Genomic DNA, 17,408 nt, shown 5'->3' on the forward strand with positions numbered 1-17,408 from the left:
CCCCTGTACAATAATAAAGGGGCGACACAAGTCCGCCCCATGCTTTTCTATTGTAACACAATTCGACCTCTGTTCACCGGTTCACAGCTTTCCGTTCGACCGGTGTTTCGTCTTGTAAAACAGCCTCTTCCGCTGTTCCGTCAAACAATTCTTCATCCAGTGCAAACGTATCCATGAACTGAGCAATCCGTTGCTCGGCATCCGGTTTTGCAGCCGCGTCTTTGATATACGATAACGGTTCCCGGAGTAACTGGTTGATGATCGACTTCATGTGTTTCCCGATGACCGTTTTTTCACGGTTCGTCATGTTCGGTAACTTTCGCTCCAGACTTTGCATCGTCTCTTGTTGAATTTTAAGCGATTGGTCACGCAGTTCCGTAATGATCGGAACGACACCTAATGTCGTCATCCAACCTTCAAACTCAGCGATTGCCGCTTCAATCCGACGTTCGATTTTTGCTGCTTCTTTCATCCGTTCTGCCATATTTTGTTGCACGATTGACGTCAAATCATCAACGTCATACAAATGGACACCCGGCAGGTCGCCTGCCGTCGGTTCGATATCACGTGGGACTGCGATATCAATCAACAAAAACGGACGGTCGCTCCGGAACAATTGTGCTGCTGCAATGTCTTCACGTTTGATGATTGCCCGCTTTGCTCCGGTTGAAGAAATAACGATGTCAGCCCGAAGCAGACCGCATTGCATTTCATTGATCGAATGTGCGGATCCTTCGAAACGATTCGCCACTTCTTCGGCTTTGGCAAGTGTCCGGTTAAAGACCGTGATGTCACGGGCACCCGCTTCGTATAAGTTCAATGTCGTCAGTTCACCTGTTTCACCCGCACCGATGACGACGATTGATTTATCTTCAAGCGATCCAAGCAATTGTTCGGCAAGCGTTACTGCCGCTGCACTGACCGAAACTGCGTTTTCACCAATTCCCGTTTCAGCATGCGCCCGTTTCGCAAGCGTAACAGCTTCTTTGAACAACTTGTTGAAGACCGTTCCCGTTGTTTCGAGCTTTTGTGCCGTGAAGAAACTTGTTTTCACCTGACCAAGAATCTGTGTTTCTCCGACAATCATCGAATCCAGTCCACTTGTGACCCGGAAGAGATGTTTCATCGCGTCAAAGCCCTCATGGATAAACAAATAAGGCTCTAATTCCTCCATTGTTAAACCAAACCAGTTCGCGAGAAAACGTTTTGTATAATAACGACCTGTATGCGGTTGATCCGTGACGACATATAATTCCGTCCGATTGCACGTCGAGACGATGACACTTTCAAAAATGCTCTTTTCGTCACGTAGCGCAACGACCGCCCCTTTCATCTCATGTTCCCCAAATGAGACTTGTTCGCGGATTGATACAGGCGCCGTCTTATTATTTAAACCGACAACTACGATATGCATGCGCTCTACCCCTTACGTCCAAAGATTTCATTCTCATCTATCTTTCGTTCTCTACTCTACATTATAACCATTATAAAAAAGATTCCAATCAATTTATAAACTAAAATGAGTCGAAGTTGTGAAACTTATCTTCTTACCATATCCCTCTCCGGACCAAATCACAAACCCTCTGCTTTTATGTTCAGCAGAGGGTCGGATTTTTTATTTGGTTGAATCGGTGATGATTGGGGATTCTTCCGTTTGTAAATCAAACTTTTGTTGCCGTAATTGATAGATCCGGGCGATATTCTGGACTACAACTTTTGTGACGGCATACGTCGGGACAGCGAGAATGACACCGATGATCCCGCCGATTTTTCCGGCGACGAGCAAGACGATGATGATCGTCAGCGGGTGTACCTTCAATGTTTTCCCCTGGACGTACGGAGAAATCAAATTCGATTCAATCTGCTGGGCGACGACAATCGTAATGATCGCATACAGCGCCTTGATCGGATCATCGATGAACCCGACGATGACCGCAGGGACAGCTCCGATATACGGTCCGAGATAAGGAATGATGTTCGTGACCGTACAGAACAACGCCAGTAATAACGCATACTGGATGTCCGCGATGAAGAAACCGATCAGTGACATCAAGCCGACACACAACGATACGATGACTTGACCGTTGACGTAATGTTTGACCGTCACGTGCATATCGTGAAGAATCTTCCTTGTTTCCGTCTCATAGCTTTTCGGCAACAGCTTGACGACGGAGTTCGGAAACTTATAACCGTCAAGCAACATGTAGACCAAAATAAATGGAACAAGTACGATGATCAGGACGGTCGAAGAAATGACACTGAAAATCGTCCCGACAGAAGTCGACACCGACTTGAACAAGGTCCCGATGTATGACGTCGCCTCGTTTGTCCACTTATCAAATAGGTCCGTGTTTTCATGCACCCAGTTCGAAATGAACCGGTTATTCATCAGTTGATCACGCAGATTCAACGTCTGATCACGCAGTTCGACGACCAGATTCGGAATGCTCGTCACGAAATCCGTGACCTGCTCGACCAGAATCGGTCCGAGTGACGCCACGGCAATCGTGATGACACCGAGGAAGCCGAGTAAGACGATCAGCACAGCCAGTCCGCGTTTTTTGACACGTTTTTGCAGCATGTCGACGATCCCGAGCGTAAAGTAATAAAAGATCCCGGCGATGATCAACGGCGGGAAAATCAAAGCGAGCATGACTTTGATCGGTTGGAACAGGAAGGAAATTTTTGTTCCGACCCAAATCACCAAAAAGATTGTCAAAACCCAGAGTAATGCTTTAAACCATTTGTTACGAAGTAAATCCACGAACAGTCCTCCTGCCAATTTCTTCTTTTCATCTGTTTATCCGGTTTTTTCTTCCGTTTTCTCCGTGACGACTTCATCGAGCCGCTGTCGTTCCATTTTACCCCACTGACCGCGTCCCGTCATGAACTGAATTAAGCCGCCCAGTTTAAAGAAGACGAGAATCGGCCGGTACCAAAACGATTCCGTCAACGACCAGAGGTAAAGACGGATCAGTTCTTTGACGTTCTTGAAGCGGTGCATCGTCCACTCTTCCAGCAGGACGGCACCTGCCGACAACAACGAACCGTACAGTAACGCTACTGTGAGCAGGACGATCCCGAACTCAAAGTTCAACGTCCCGACAAGCAGGTTCAACGGAATGATGAAGTATCCGATCAATTCGACGATCGGACCCAGCAATTCAATTAAAAAGAAATACAGCATCGAGACACTTCCGACGAATCCATAACGGGGATTGCCGATCATCCGCTTATGCGTCCAGAGCGTCTCTGCCAGTCCGCGATGCCACCGTGTCCGCTGTGACCGCAACACTTCCATCGTCTCCGGTGCCTGAGTCCAACAGACCGGTGACGGAACGTACTCAATCCGTTTGTTGATTTTTTTCTCTTTCATATGACGATGCAGCCGGACGACAAGCTCCATGTCTTCCCCGACCAGACCTTCTTTGTATCCGCCGGCTTCGACGACAATCGCTTTTTGGAATAATCCAAACGCGCCGGATACAATCAGCAGGAGATTAAATCGGCTTAAACCCAGTCGGCCAAACAAAAAGGCGCGGAAGTATTCAATCATCTGCATCAAGACAATCCGTTGTTTCGGCGTCCGGATTTCGACGATTTCACCGCCTTCGATCGTACAACCGTTGACGAGGAAAATTGATCCGCACGTCGCAATGACCTCTTCGTCGGATTCGACGATCGGTTTCATGACCTTTAACAACGCATCCCGCTCTAAAATTGAGTCGGCATCGAGTGAACAAAAGTACGGATAGCTCGAATAATCAATTCCGGCGTTTAACGCATCTGCCTTCCCGCCGTTCTCTTTATCGATGACGATCAACCGGGCATCGATCCGTGACCGATAGACGGATTTGACCGGTTGTGATCCGATCAAGATGCGCGGGAAACGTAATTCTTTTTCCAACTCGTACACTTTAAACAATTCATCCATCGTCCCGTCACTCGAGCCATCATTGATGACGATGACTTCATGTTCCGGATAATCGAGTGCAAGCAAGGCTTGAATACTCGTGACAATCGTATACTCTTCGTTGTAAGCGGGAACCAACACACTGACAGGACGCGTGTAAAGAGACCGCATCAATGGCAGATATGAACTTTCCTTGCGACGGAACCGTTGTTTTCGGACCATCTGTGCTGAGATGAGATACAAAGACGAATAGAAGATGATGACGAGGATCATATAAATCAATACGGTCCAGGATAATACTTCAATGATTTTCTGGATCGTTTCAGATGACAACATGTTGTTTCATCTCCTTTGCTAGACGTTCCGTCGCTTTTTGTTTGGCATACCGATCGGGATGATCTTTTGCGACCAGTGCCAATTGTTCCAGTCCACCACAGGCGAGGAGTGCGTCAAAGGCCGCGGTCCGTACCCACCAGGAGCGACTTCCGACGAACGGTAAAATATAGACGACCGACTCTTTTGGGGCGACGTTTTCGAGGAAGCGGAGCGCCAGCATCTGTTCGACCCAACTCGTGTCGTCTTCCAGATACGGTGTATACAACTTCCAGTCTTCCTCGAGTCCGATGCGGGTCAACGCACGCAGGGCACGTTTCCGGATTTCCGGATGGGCATCCGTCGTTTTCGAACGGACGAGTTCAAGGTATTGTGTCTCTTCCCGGTCATAGATCAATTGGAGAACACCCATTTGGAAGGACTCTGTCAATTGTTCAAATTCCTCGATCCATGCCGTCAAATCCTTGCTGCGTCCGATCGCCAGCACTGCGCCAAAAAAGCTGATTTCGTTTGCTTGCTTCGCTTCTCCGATTGCTAAGTGAGGTGCAATCGAAACCAACGTCCGGACAATGACATCTTTTTCTTCTTTTGAGATGGATTTTCCTAATTTTTGATGCAACTCTTGTGCGACCGGTCTTAACCGGAATTGCGCAATCGCTTCATAAGCGTTTAACCGGCGATCAATACGCCGGTGACGGATTTGAACCTGATAATACGGTAATAACTTTGCCTCCACGTACTGATAGATCCGTTCTTGATGCGACACGGTCTCGGTCAAGTTCGTAAAAGCAAACAGTTCGAGCTCGACCAAGTCTTCATTTCCTGAGACGATGTGTGGCATCTCTCGTCTTTCGCCGGTCGCAAAATCATACAGTTCATCTTGAAACTGCCGTTGCCAGTTCAAACGGGCTTCTTCCTGCTTAACTCGTTTCCGTTTCTGGAAAACCAAGTAAACCAATGCTCCGACTTGGAGAACGACCAAAAGGAGAATAAAAAATATAATCCACCTCATTCGCGGACCCCCTCAAGTTTTTTGACCCATGCCCGAAATTCTTCGACTTTCAAAGGAAGGGTCATGATTCCGTCAACCCCACGTTCAATCGCCAGAACATGGTCACGTTCCCGGTTGTACATCGAAATCATGATTGCATGAAACGGAACGATGCTCTCGGATTTGGCACGCAACAATAACTCCAACCCGTCGGCACGAGGAAGCGCCGATGAAAAAACAAGGAGATACGGGCGCGTCGCCGCATGCTGTTCCAGAAACGTTTCTGTTCGTTCATACAGGACGACAGACTCAAAGCGATTGGTCAATTCCCGTTCCAACAGCCGGCGCAGATGAGGATTATCCGTCACGATGACGACATCGACAAGCCGTTGGACACGTTTATATCGCATCAGCCGATCGAGCAAGAGATCGACCGGCAAGTTTGCCGGAATGACCTCTCGTGCATTTTCGAGCTGATAAAAGGACCAGTCATCGGTCGTACCCGCGATATAAATGACGGGAACCCGTTCTTCGATAATCGGCTGGCTTGCGATGATGACATCCGCATACGAGATATCGGTTCTTGTGCATCGACCGGTTTCAATCAATTCATTCACGGCTTCCGGCATTAATCCAATCGTATGAATAAACACGACGCCGGATGTCGATCCTTTGACGTCTTCTTCTGTTACGACTGCCGTCGAGCTGGTTTCCGCATCGACCGGCTCGATCGATGCGTTGATCAACTGCCACATTTCTTCACGCCGCATTTACTTCACTCCCTTTTTGAATGCTTCCTGCATACTTTGATAAACAGGCTTCAATTCTTCCCGTTGTTGCGGGTTCGTCCACTCGGACCAGTTATAAAATCCTCGATCAGATTCCGGCAGACGCGTCTTGCCGATCAGACCGGTGACTTCGATTCCTTCCGTCACCATTTTCGCTTCCAGTCCGTCTTTCCAGAAGTCACCGATGATTTCATGTTTACTCGGATCCCGCATGTTCAGCACCATCCAAGGAATCCGTAACTCAATGCTTGGCTCCTGCAAGTCAGAGATGTCTGTTAAAATGCTGTCCGGTTCACCCTCGTTCAAAATGCCCGTATCCCATTTGATTGCCGGCTTGATGATTTTTTTGGTGACCGGATCACGTCTTGCATAGTCGAGCATCTGATAGATTGGATTGAAATTCCCGCTGTTTGGTTTATCGGAAGGTGGTGTCACCATTTCAAACGGTTTTTTCAGACCGTAGTGATAGCGGAAGATGTCATACCGCTCATCCACATCGATCCGTGCCTGCTTGTCAATCGTCAACCGGAACTCGGCTCCTTCTTCGAGCGTCAAGTCTCCCACCTGCTGATTGCCGTCATTCGGTTTGGTCGATAAGGCAATTGTCGTCGGCTCGACTGTCTTGCGGTCAATCCGCAGATACAGATAAGCTTCATCTGACGTCATATAAATCGCTTGGCCGTCGTTTTCCGCAACCGGGGCATAGCCTTTCCAATCATCCATTTTTCCGTCAATCGTAATATCAGCCCGTAAGAAACCGAGCATTCCAAAATGCTGTTCACTCGTTTGGACGTTTGACCAGCGCGGACGTGTATCCGCATCGTCATAATCCATCGTATTCCATGTCCGTTTGAACCATTCATCTTGCCAGATGAAAACGAGTCCGCCGGCCATCTTCGTGTCGACGATGTCTTGGTACAATTTCGCGACGAGCTTTCCTTGGTTTTCCTCGCTGACGTGTCCCTGATCAAATCCGTTAGGTCCAAGGTGTGTTTTCCCGCGTGAACTCGGAATTCCGAACTCGGATACGAGTAACGGCATATCATGATACGCTTTCATCTCTTTTAAATAACGGCTGTAGGATTCTGAACCCGTATCCCCCTTCCGACCAAATTCTTCCTTGATGAAGGACGGATAGTAGGGATAGATGTGATAGGAGGCAAACACACCGCCGGCAAAGTCTTTTGTTGCTCGAATATGGTTAAAGTCAATCGAAACAAGATCTTGTTCTTCTTCGACTTCGTCCGGATGCGCGAGCGGATCCGTCGTCGGCCAGTTCGTCGCTCCGATCGGCCGCGTCGTTTTGTACGTATCCAGTTCATGCTGGGTCGCGATATCCATTCGGCCGGCTAACCACGATTCAAATGGAGAGGCTTCTTTTGTCGTCGTCACGAACTCGCCTTCATATCGAAGGTCTTTATTTTTTTGATTGGTTCCTACGACCGCGTCCGGCAACCATTCAATCCCGAAAACAAAGGCCGAGACGTATTGCGAGACATCTGACGTATAGGTTCCGGAAGCATGCCCGACAACTTCCTTGACGACTGCATTGCCATGAATCACATCGACCATCCGTTTGGCTTCTGTATCCGTCATTTCTAAGAATTTTGGTTCAAAGGCATTTTTTAACTCTTCAAACGGTTTTTCTTCCACCCACATGCCTTGCATCAAATAAATCGGTATTTTTGCTGATTCGTTGTAGGCTTTTAACGCATCATAAAAGGCAGGTGGATGAAGCGTGTAGACCCGAATCGTATTGACGCCCATTTCTCCCATCTGTTTCAACCAACGGTCATATTCATTGCGACTGACGGCATGCTCTCCCGGAAATGCGCCCGGACGTCCTAATCCGACGTTCACCCCTTTGACGAAATAAGGCTTCCATTCCCCATCTTGATACATTTCAAGCGTGTCTTGACCGGACCGTGCGCGTGTCCGAATCGTCTGGTCGTTGATGTTTGTTTGTGATAATGGCTTTGTTTTAACTGCTGCCTGTTTAACCGGTTTCGTGTCTTTTAAAATCCGGCTGAGCGTCGGCGCATAAACTTTCCAGAAGAACGCTGACTCACTTTCCGCACTGTCTAAGATGAACTGTTTGCGGAACCAATCGAGTCCGGCATACCGGTAATAACGTGGAATGTCGGCGACGTCCGTATAGTCTCCGGCAAAGTAATGTCCGCTTCCTTGTTTGACATAAGCCGGAAATTCAAGCGGCAGTTGACGTTCGCGTAACATCGCTTGTGTTTTTTTCGACGGATTCCAGGAAAAGTGGGCCTGCTGTTCTCCCCCGTCCAGTTCCAATACTTCAAACCAGTAATTGTATCGGACTTCATCTTTTGCATCGCCTTGGTTTTTATCCCATGTAAAAAGGAGAGGGGTATCGTCATTGACGAAAAACACTTCTTCCGTTGAATCATTGATGAAGACATATCCGGGACCGGACAATTTAAACGCTTTGTCCTTTGCCTGAAGCTCCAGCTTCTTGATGACCGTCTCATCTAGTCCTTGTAACTTCGTCAAATCCGGGAAAAATCGGCCGATCCAGCCGGTCCATGCCGTACCAAACAACTGACGAAACGCATTTGAATGGTCAGCCGGTGTCGGGCTGGCTGCCGTATTAAATTCAGCAACTACCGTTTTTCCTTTTGAAATCGCATCTGTCGCTACGGCTACATCTTCCGCTGTCAATCCTCCACGGTGTTCTTGTTTCCCGTCAACGGTGTATGATTTTCCATATGTATCGGTAAACAATAAGACATCCGCCTGGGCTGCTTGCTTCAGCATCGCTTCACCTTGCGTGCCGTCATACCGGTTGATGTAATCCGTGTACGTATAGTCCTCCTCGTTCTCCGAACGGATTTTAAGGTGGTTCAACAACCACGTCGTACCCGCATGCTCCCGTTCCTGTTTTCCAACTGTATAATCGAATAACACAATATTTAATGTCCGTTCTTTTTGAAGAAACCATATGACGAGTGGTGTCACAATCAGAAGGACAACCAATGCTGCAATCCATTTATAGCGTTTCATTTTTACACAACCCTTCATAAGGCAATTAATTTAGGCAATTAGTTTTTTCTATTGTAACTTGAATTCAAGCTGTCGCATATAATGGAACCCGTTTTTTCTGAAAGGAATATACTGGATAAAAAAAGAAACCTGCTCCACAAGGAGACAGGTTTCTTTTACGTATAATCACAAGTGACGGTAAATTGCTTCCCATGCCGCATCGACACCTTCACCGGTTTCTGACGAGAACGGGATGAATGTATCTTGACCATCAAACTGCAATTTGCGTTTAATGGCTGCGATCTGTTTGTCACGTTGTCCGCGTTTGATTTTATCAAGTTTCGTCGCCACGACGATAACTGATAAATCATAGTATTTCAAGAAGTCATACATGATGACGTCATCCGCCGAAGGCTCATGACGGATATCGACGAGTAAGACGACGCCTTTTAAGATTTCACGTGTCGTGAAATACTTCTCCATCATCTTACCCCAAGCTTCTCGTTCTGTTTTTGAAACTTTCGCATAACCATAACCGGGAACGTCGACGAACATGACTTCATCATTGATGTTAAAGAAATTCAATGTCTGCGTTTTCCCAGGCTTCGAAGAAGTCCGCGCAAGGGCTTTTCGTTGGACAAGCTTGTTGATGAACGAAGATTTCCCAACGTTTGAGCGACCCGCTAACGCTACTTCTGGAAGGAGTGGTTCCGGATAATGCTCCGGATTGACACCACTCGTAATAAAATCTGCCTTATAAATTTTCATGTTACTCTCCTTTTAATGCATGTTCGAGCACTTGATCCATCGTTGCGACTGGAATGAATCGAATCCCGTCCCGGACCGTTTCCGGGATGTCATCGATATCCCGGGTGTTGTCTTGCGGCATCAAAATCGTCGTCAGTCCTGCACGGTGGGCAGCAAGCGACTTCTCTTTCAGTCCACCGATCGGCAAGACGCGACCACGTAATGTGATCTCACCGGTCATGCCGACGTCTCGTCGCACTGGACGTTTCGTCAACGCTGAAATCAGTGCTGTCGCAATCGTAATCCCCGCCGAAGGTCCGTCTTTTGGAACGGCACCTTCCGGAACGTGAATGTGAATGTCTTGCGATTCATAAAAATGTGGATCAATCTTGAATTCCTCGGCGTTGGCACGAACGAAACTGTATGCCGTCTGCGCCGACTCCTGCATGACATCCCCAAGTTTACCCGTCAGCTGTAATTTTCCTTTACCTGGAGCAAGGCTGACTTCGATCGTCAGTGTATCTCCCCCAAATGCAGTATACGCTAAACCGGTCACCGCGCCAATCGTATCTTCAAGTTCACTTTGACCATAACGGTAAATCGGTTTCCCTAAGAAGTCGGACAGGTTCCGCTTCGTGACCGTGACGCGTTTCTTTTCACCCATCGCAATTTGTTTGGCGGCTTTCCGGCAAAGTGCCCCGATGACACGTTCCAAACTCCGGACACCGGCTTCCCGCGTATAGCGACGGACCACTTCTTCCAAAGCATCCGGTTTGACCGTCAACTGACTTTTCTTCAGTCCATGTTCTTTTAATTGTTTCGAGAACAAGTGACGAATGGCGATTTCCGTTTTTTCCTGTTCCGTGTAACCGCCGATTTGAATCAATTCCATCCGGTCGAGTAACGGACCGGGAATGTTCGAGACATCATTGGCTGTCGCAATGAACAAGACATTCGATAAATCAAATGGCTCTTCGATATAATGATCGGAAAAACTGTTGTTTTGTTCCGGGTCAAGAACTTCAAGCATCGCAGAAGACGGATCTCCCCGGAAATCGTTCGCCATCTTATCGATCTCATCGAGCAGGAAGACCGGATTATTCGTTCCGGCTTGTTTCAAGCCGCGAATGATGCGTCCGGGCATCGCACCGATATATGTCCGGCGATGTCCGCGGATTTCGGCCTCATCCCGTACTCCGCCAAGCGAAACACGAACGAATTTCCGTTCCAGTGCCGTTGCGATCGACCGAGCGAGTGATGTTTTCCCGACCCCGGGAGGACCGGCCAAACATAAAATCGGTCCTCGAAGCGAATCCGTCAGCTGACGCACCGCCAAGTATTCCAAAATCCGTTCTTTGACCTTCTCGAGACCATAATGATCTTCATCCAATTGCTCTGACGCCGCTTCGACATTCAAGAAATCGTCCGTCGCCTCGTTCCAAGGAAGAGAGAAGAACCACTCAAGATAGTTTCGGATGACACCATGCTCGGGACTTGTTGCCGGAACAACCGCCAGTCGATTGATTTCTTTTTCAATGTTGATGACCGCTGTTTCCGACAAATCAAGCAACGCCAGTTTTTCTTTATACTTCACGGCATCACTCTCGGCCGAAACTGCTTCTCCGCCGAGCTCTTGCTGAATCGTCTTCAGTTGTTCCCGAAGATAATATTCCCGCTGCGATTGTTCGATCGTTTTTTTCGTCCGTTCGCGCATTTCCCGTTCTAGTTCAACGACCTCGTACTCATGTTTCATCACATCAAGTAACATGACGCCACGTTCGACCGGATCATTTTCTTCCAAGAAGTCCTGTTTTTTCGCAATGTCGATTGGTAATTTAGAAGCGATATAATCCGTCAACGAATCCAGACGTTCATATGTTTCAAAACGACGTCGCTCATCCGTTCCGATTCCTTTGATCCGCGACACCAGCTGACCAAACTGCTCTTTAATCAGACGAACGAGCGCCTCTTGTTTCGCCCCTTTGATATCCGCTTTTTCAATCGGTTCGATTTTCGCCTGATACCCTTCGTCTGTTTCTGTCACGTGATCAATCCGGACACGTTCTTTCCCGATGACGCGCACCCGGACCGTATCATTCCCGAGTTCACTCATCTTCGCAATTTGAACGAGTGTTCCGATCGTATGCAATCCGTCCACCGATGGTTCTGCTTCCGGATCACGTTGCGTTACGACGACCAAATCAATTTCGTGTTCTTTCGACGCAAGTAACGCTTTTAGTGAGACAGGACGCCCGACATCAATCGTCAGTCCGATTAAGGGGTAAGCGACGACGCCACGAAGTGGCAATAATGGATATTGTTTTGTCTTCATCAAAAATCTCCTCCTAAACAAAAAGACTCGGAAAGGCGTACAAGTAGCCTCCGAGCCGATTTGTCACGGTGTTACGCCGTTTCTTTTTCTTTACCTTGTTCAATTGTACCATCTTTCAACTCAAGCGTTGGACCACGTTTCCCAGTCAACGTTTCAGCTGTGATGATGACTTTAGCGATATCTTCACGTGATGGTATTTCGAACATGATATCAAGCATCGTTTCTTCAATGATTGAACGAAGACCACGTGCTCCTGTTTTTCGTTCGATCGCAAGCTTCGCGATTTCAACGAGTGCATCTTCTGTGAAGTCGAGTTCGACCTCATCCAGTTGAAGCATTTTTTTGTATTGTTTGACGAGTGCATTTTTCGGCTTTGTCAAGATCTGAACGAGTGCTTCTTCGTCAAGCGGCTCAAGTGTCGCCATGACAGGTAAACGTCCGATGAATTCCGGAATCAATCCGAATTTCTGCAAATCTTCCGGCAATGCAGCCGCAAGGATTTCTTTTTGCGTCAAGTTGCGGTTCTCTGAATCGTTTCCGAATCCGATGACCTTTTTACCCAAACGACGTTTGATCGATTGATCGATTCCGTCAAACGCACCACCGACGATGAACAGGATGTTCGTCGTATCGATTTGGATGAATTCTTGATGCGGGTGCTTACGTCCGCCTTGTGGTGGGACGCTTGCCACAGTACCTTCTAAGATTTTCAGAAGGGCTTGTTGTACCCCTTCCCCAGACACATCACGTGTGATGGACGGGTTCTCAGATTTACGGGCGATTTTATCGATCTCATCGATATAGATAATACCTTTTTCTGCTTTTTCTACATCGTAGTCAGCAGCCTGAATCAGTTTCAAGAGAATATTTTCAACATCTTCCCCAACATAACCAGCTTCTGTCAAACTTGTTGCATCCGCGATTGCGAACGGAACATTCAGAATACGAGCCATCGTTTGTGCAAGAAGTGTTTTACCACTACCAGTTGGTCCGATCATGACGATGTTTGATTTAGACAACTCAACATCATCCGCACGCCCACCTGCATTGATCCGTTTATAATGATTGTACATCGCGACAGACAACGATTTTTTCGCTTTTTCCTGCCCGATGACGTAGTCATTTAATGTCGAGCGGATTTCATGCGGTTTCGGCACGTTTTTCAATTCGACTTCTTCTTCTGTACCAAGCTCTTCTTCAACGATTTCGTTGCAGAGTTCGATACATTCATCGCAAATGTAAACGCCAGGTCCAGCAACAAGTTTGCGCACTTGTTCTTGTGTCTTTCCGCAGAAAGAACATTTCAGCTGACCTTTTTCTTCGTTAAATTTAAACATAAAGGTCCACCCCTTTAACGTGGAAGTTGTATAGATCCGTTTCGCATCTATTCTCACGTTTTACTATTAATGATTGTAGCATGAACAAGGAAACTCTTTCAAATCTTGGATGAGCGATTTACAGTTTGATTTGAAAATTATAATTTAGTTTGTCCTTGTTTGACCTATCGTACAAAAAAATCGACTTCAAGACCAGAAATTGGTCTTGAAGTCGACTGTTCGGTTGTGTTGATTATTTCGCTTTTGCGTTGTCAACGAGAACATCGATTGCTTTACGGAACTGAAGATCACCTTTAAGTGTATCAAGTCCGCCTTGTGGAGCAAGCATCGTTTCGAGTTGATCAGCAGGAATGTTGTAGAGTTCAGACATCGATTGAAGTTCAGCTTGCGCTTCTTCTTCTGTTACTTCGATTTTTTCGTCTGCAACGATTTGTTTAAGAACGAGACGCGCTTTGACACGCTCTTCTGCTTGTTCTTTCATTTCAGCACGCATTGCCTCTTCAGTTGTTCCAGTTAACTGGAAGTACATGTTAAGGTCAATTCCTTGTGACTGAATACGTTGTGTGAATTCTTGGACCATACGCTCAACTTCGTTTTCAACCATAACTGCTGGAAGATCAACTGTTGCGTTTTTAGTCGCTGCTTCAACCAACTCATCACGCATCGAAGCATCCGCTTCTTGTTTACGTGTGTTTTCAAGACGTGTACGAATTTTTGTTTTCAACTCGTCAAGAGAAGAAACTTCTTCGTCCATTTCTTTAGCAAACTCATCCGTCAATTCAGGAAGTTCCTGAGCTTTGACTTCGTGGATTGTTACTTTAAACACGACTGGTTTTCCAGCGAGTGATGCTTCATGGTACTCTTCTGGGAATGTTACGTCGATGTCTTTTTGTTCGCCTGTTTTCAGACCAACCATTTGCTCTTCAAATCCTGGGATGAAGTTGCCAGAACCGATGACGAGTGAATAGTTTTCTGCAGTACCGCCGTCGAATTGGTTTTCCCCATCGAAACCTGCGAAGTCGAATACGACTGTATCGCCATTTTCGATGACGCCGTCTTCTTTAACGACGAGCTCTGCGCCACGCTCTTGCATTGTTTTGAGTTCAGCATCGACATCTTCGTCTGTAACGTCTGTTTCGACTGCTGTGTACTCAAGACCTTTGTACTCACCGAGTGTAGCATCTGGTTCGATCACGAATGTGATTTTGAACTCAACCGGTTTTCCTTTTTCGAGTGTTTCAACGTCGATGTTATCAAGCGCGATTGGCTCGATTCCTGATTCGACGACAGCACCTTCGATTGTGTCTTGATACAAGATATCAAGAGCATCTTGGTAAAGTGCTTCTTCACCGTACATTTTGTTAAACATTGTGCGTGGCATTTTTCCTTTACGGAAACCTGGTGTGTTCAATGTCTTAACGACTTTCTTGAACGCTTGGTCTACCGCTTTATCAAATGCTTCAGCAGGCGCTTCATACGTGAGGACGCCGAGGCTACCTGATTGTTTTTCCCATTTTGCAGTCATGCTGAGTCCCTCCAAAAATGTCAATTAGCGTACATGTGTGTACAACAAGTCACATTATAGCACAGTCTTTCTGAGGATTACCACTGTTGAACGAGGCAATCGCCTTCAATTACTGAAGGAGTGCTTGTTCGTACAGTTTTCCTTCCGGCAGCACCAAATGAACAGCCCGGTAAATCTTTTGTGCCTGTGGACTTAAGGATTCCGGCGGAGCTTCAGATAAAAAGTCGAGATCCGCCAATTCTTCGACGGCACCGAGCCATTCTTCCACCACTTCACCCTGTTCCATCGTCTCCTCTAAGTAAACGATTTGATACCAGTTCATGAGCAAAAGCGCCTTAAACGGATCCATCCGTTCCAAGTCGAACGCAGCATCGGCAAATCGTTGTAATTGGGTGGCCTGCTGTGTCAGACATGACTCAAGCTGTTCCGGACGATGAAACGACATATGAACATCAAGCGACTGAATCGACACCTCGATTGGATAGACATGCGCCGATTCCGTCAGCTGGGGAAGCAACCGTTGTATGACAAGAGCACTTGGATGTTTCACGTCCCGTCCTGTCAAATAGTCATGAACGATATAGTGCATCAATCCAGGATGCACCCGTAAGTCCGTTTGTGCCAAGAAACGAAATTGCTCTTCCAGCGTTCCGAAACGGTAGAGCGTGATCCAGTCCTGCTCTGTAAGCGTCACTGCAGGTTTTTCTTCCAATTGTAGATACGATGCATCATCGGTCTGCTGAACGTTCCGCGTTGTGCGTGGACGTGAAGCGGCCACTTCTTCTAACTTCAGTGCCAATCCGTATGGCAAATAAGGGGATGCGGTTCGTAAGGCAAGGTCGAATGCATATCGTTCTCCCTTTTCATACATGAAAATTGCAAGCACCTGCTCGACACCGTCCAACCCAAGAAAAGGGTCGACGATGGCCAGGTAGGCTTCGATTCCGTCTTCCCTTGCTAAAAAAGCCTCTTGGATCGTGTAGAGAAGATACAAGATATCATCTTCTGACGTCATGGTTTGAAGTTGATTTAAGCGAACATTTAATTCTGCCTCACTCAACGCAACAAGGCGTTTTTGCTCATCGATTAACGGTTGTTCCATCCAACGTGACTGTCCCACGGTCATTCCACCTTTTTTTCCTGACTGACGTTCTTATTTTGTGAACGGATCAAGCAAAGACGTCCAGTTTGTGATTGCTTCTTGCAACTGGCCAGCCTGCTCGATACCCATTTTATTCAGTGTATCCAGCGAGACATCGGCTTCTAGTAAACGCGTAATGTCTTCAGATTGATTGACATATTGTTCGAGTTTTTCACTGAGATTTTTTAATTCTGCCGGCGGACTCTCTAAACTCGCGAGACGTTCGTCGATTTGATTCAGTTCTTCGTTCAACTGTTGAACGGTTCCATCATTTTGAAGTTTTTCAATCTGCTGATCGAGCGCCTGCTCCGGATTTGCCGATTCACGGGCCTCGGTAGCTGCCTGATCCAACTTTGTCGAAAGCTCAGATGTCACCTTTGATGTGTCTTGAGCGATATCTTGCAGTTGTCCTGCATAATCAACACTATTTTTTACATCTGTCACTTGTTGTTTCGCATTGTCCACTGTATCCGTAACCTCGCTACATCCAGCTAAAGCAACTGTCAGCAACAGGATTCCACTCATTCGTTTCATCATCTTCATCATCCCTTTCAAGTTCATGATACCTTGATTATACCCGATGAAGCAGATAAAAAAAAGAGACCCCCCTCATAAGGGAAGTCTCTATTTTAATTATAGTGTCCCAAGAGGGATTCGAACCCCCGACCGACGCCTTAGAAGGGCGTTGCTCTATCCAGCTGAGCTATTGAGACGTGTCAACACGAATAAACTATACTAAAACAATTCTTTCGTGTCAATCACATTAGTAAAAACTATTTTTTAAAGTGTTCCGTCAAGATGTAAGGCATTGATCGTCTCACCGGTCAAATCATAAAAATCGACTGTGAACTGCCCATCCTCTAACGTTAAGACGGCATACGTCTTTTCCGGACGATGACGGGGCATCCGGATTGATCCCGGATTAATAAAGAGTTTCCCGTCACGCTGTTCTGCCTTCGCGACGTGAGAATGACCATATAAAACAACCGCGGCCTTTTTCTGATCCGCATGATGAACCAACTGATCAAGACTGTATTTAACGTCTTGTCGATGACCATGGACACAAAGGATCCGAAACGCCCCCAGTTCTTCCGTCACTTCGTCTGAAAAATCATTTCCATAGTCACAGTTCCCTTTGACGACACGATAGGGATATAACGATTCGGAATCCCCAGTCAGCTGTGAATCGCCGCAATGAAAAGCGATATCGACATCTTGATGGCGGTTAAAGATCGTCAGCAACTCCTGGTCAAGTCCGTGGCTATCACTTACGATTAATGCTTTCATCTCTG

Annotated in this window: 13 protein-coding genes and 1 tRNA gene; all 14 read right to left on the reverse strand. The window is 46.9% G+C overall.

Annotated features, from left to right (window positions below; all coding sequences use genetic code 11):
• Positions 1–73: 73 nt before the first annotated feature.
• The 14 genes from hemA to D3D03_RS07855 all read right to left on the reverse strand — a co-directional run bounded on the left by hemA (position 74) and on the right by D3D03_RS07855 (position 17,403).
• Complete coding sequence (hemA, locus tag D3D03_RS07790; protein WP_119923277.1) at positions 74–1,414, reverse strand: glutamyl-tRNA reductase; 1,341 nt, start codon at positions 1,412–1,414, stop codon at positions 74–76.
• A gap of 201 nt (positions 1,415–1,615) precedes the next feature.
• The gene (locus tag D3D03_RS07795; RefSeq protein ID WP_026832401.1) at positions 1,616–2,764 is read right to left on the reverse strand and encodes an AI-2E family transporter; all 1,149 of its coding nucleotides are present in this window, start codon (positions 2,762–2,764) and stop codon (positions 1,616–1,618) included.
• A gap of 36 nt (positions 2,765–2,800) precedes the next feature.
• Positions 2,801–4,249 carry a glycosyltransferase family 2 protein gene (locus tag D3D03_RS07800; protein WP_119923278.1) on the reverse strand — a complete coding sequence of 483 codons (1,449 nt, stop codon included), beginning with the start codon at positions 4,247–4,249 and terminating at the stop codon, positions 2,801–2,803.
• A complete protein-coding gene (locus tag D3D03_RS07805; RefSeq protein ID WP_119923279.1) occupies positions 4,236–5,258 on the reverse strand; it encodes a HEAT repeat domain-containing protein in 1,023 nt (340 codons plus the stop codon). Before D3D03_RS07805 ends, D3D03_RS07800 begins: the two co-directional genes overlap by 14 nt.
• Positions 5,255–6,007 (reverse strand): response regulator, encoded by a 753-nt coding sequence (locus D3D03_RS07810; RefSeq protein ID WP_119923280.1) that lies wholly within the window; start codon positions 6,005–6,007, stop codon positions 5,255–5,257. Before D3D03_RS07810 ends, D3D03_RS07805 begins: the two co-directional genes overlap by 4 nt.
• Positions 6,008–9,055 carry a hypothetical protein gene (locus D3D03_RS07815; protein ID WP_233550671.1) on the reverse strand — a complete coding sequence of 1,016 codons (3,048 nt, stop codon included), beginning with the start codon at positions 9,053–9,055 and terminating at the stop codon, positions 6,008–6,010.
• A 165-nt stretch (positions 9,056–9,220) separates the two neighbouring features.
• Positions 9,221–9,802, reverse strand: a complete 582-nt coding sequence (gene yihA / locus D3D03_RS07820) for a ribosome biogenesis GTP-binding protein YihA/YsxC (protein ID WP_012371013.1) — start codon at positions 9,800–9,802, stop codon at positions 9,221–9,223.
• A gap of 1 nt (position 9,803) precedes the next feature.
• Positions 9,804–12,113 carry an endopeptidase La gene (gene lon, locus D3D03_RS07825; protein WP_026832396.1) on the reverse strand — a complete coding sequence of 770 codons (2,310 nt, stop codon included), beginning with the start codon at positions 12,111–12,113 and terminating at the stop codon, positions 9,804–9,806.
• Positions 12,114–12,184: 71 nt separating this feature from the next.
• Complete coding sequence (gene clpX / locus D3D03_RS07830; RefSeq protein ID WP_026832395.1) at positions 12,185–13,450, reverse strand: ATP-dependent protease ATP-binding subunit ClpX; 1,266 nt, start codon at positions 13,448–13,450, stop codon at positions 12,185–12,187.
• 232 nt (positions 13,451–13,682) lie between these two features.
• Positions 13,683–14,975: a trigger factor gene (gene tig, locus D3D03_RS07835; RefSeq protein WP_026832394.1), complete on the reverse strand. Its 1,293-nt coding sequence runs from the start codon at positions 14,973–14,975 to the stop codon at positions 13,683–13,685.
• A gap of 109 nt (positions 14,976–15,084) precedes the next feature.
• Positions 15,085–16,101, reverse strand: coding sequence for a hypothetical protein (locus D3D03_RS07840; RefSeq protein ID WP_119923281.1), 1,017 nt, complete (start codon positions 16,099–16,101; stop codon positions 15,085–15,087).
• Positions 16,102–16,128: 27 nt separating this feature from the next.
• Positions 16,129–16,653, reverse strand: coding sequence for a hypothetical protein (locus D3D03_RS07845; RefSeq protein WP_233550672.1), 525 nt, complete (start codon positions 16,651–16,653; stop codon positions 16,129–16,131).
• A gap of 102 nt (positions 16,654–16,755) precedes the next feature.
• Positions 16,756–16,829, reverse strand: a tRNA-Arg gene (locus D3D03_RS07850).
• 67 nt (positions 16,830–16,896) lie between these two features.
• The gene (locus D3D03_RS07855; protein WP_028105895.1) at positions 16,897–17,403 is read right to left on the reverse strand and encodes a metallophosphoesterase family protein; all 507 of its coding nucleotides are present in this window, start codon (positions 17,401–17,403) and stop codon (positions 16,897–16,899) included.
• Positions 17,404–17,408: the final 5 nt, after the last annotated feature.

It is taken from the genome of Exiguobacterium sp. RIT452, assembly GCF_003598705.1.
In the GTDB taxonomy this organism is placed as follows: Bacteria; Bacillota; Bacilli; order Exiguobacteriales; family Exiguobacteriaceae; genus Exiguobacterium_A; species Exiguobacterium_A undae.

Coding starts and splice junctions, on each gene's coding strand:
- D3D03_RS07800 (WP_119923278.1), bottom strand. CDS start 4,249: ATGTTGTCATCTGAAACGATCCAGAAAATCATTGAAGTATTATCCTGG.
- hemA (WP_119923277.1), bottom strand. CDS start 1,414: ATGCATATCGTAGTTGTCGGTTTAAATAATAAGACGGCGCCTGTATCA.
- yihA (WP_012371013.1), bottom strand. CDS start 9,802: ATGAAAATTTATAAGGCAGATTTTATTACGAGTGGTGTCAATCCGGAG.
- lon (WP_026832396.1), bottom strand. CDS start 12,113: ATGAAGACAAAACAATATCCATTATTGCCACTTCGTGGCGTCGTCGCT.
- tig (WP_026832394.1), bottom strand. CDS start 14,975: ATGACTGCAAAATGGGAAAAACAATCAGGTAGCCTCGGCGTCCTCACG.
- D3D03_RS07855 (WP_028105895.1), bottom strand. CDS start 17,403: ATGAAAGCATTAATCGTAAGTGATAGCCACGGACTTGACCAGGAGTTG.
- D3D03_RS07845 (WP_233550672.1), bottom strand. CDS start 16,653: ATGATGAAACGAATGAGTGGAATCCTGTTGCTGACAGTTGCTTTAGCT.
- D3D03_RS07840 (WP_119923281.1), bottom strand. CDS start 16,101: ATGACCGTGGGACAGTCACGTTGGATGGAACAACCGTTAATCGATGAG.
- D3D03_RS07815 (WP_233550671.1), bottom strand. CDS start 9,055: ATGAAACGCTATAAATGGATTGCAGCATTGGTTGTCCTTCTGATTGTG.
- D3D03_RS07810 (WP_119923280.1), bottom strand. CDS start 6,007: ATGCGGCGTGAAGAAATGTGGCAGTTGATCAACGCATCGATCGAGCCG.
- clpX (WP_026832395.1), bottom strand. CDS start 13,450: ATGTTTAAATTTAACGAAGAAAAAGGTCAGCTGAAATGTTCTTTCTGC.
- D3D03_RS07805 (WP_119923279.1), bottom strand. CDS start 5,258: ATGAGGTGGATTATATTTTTTATTCTCCTTTTGGTCGTTCTCCAAGTC.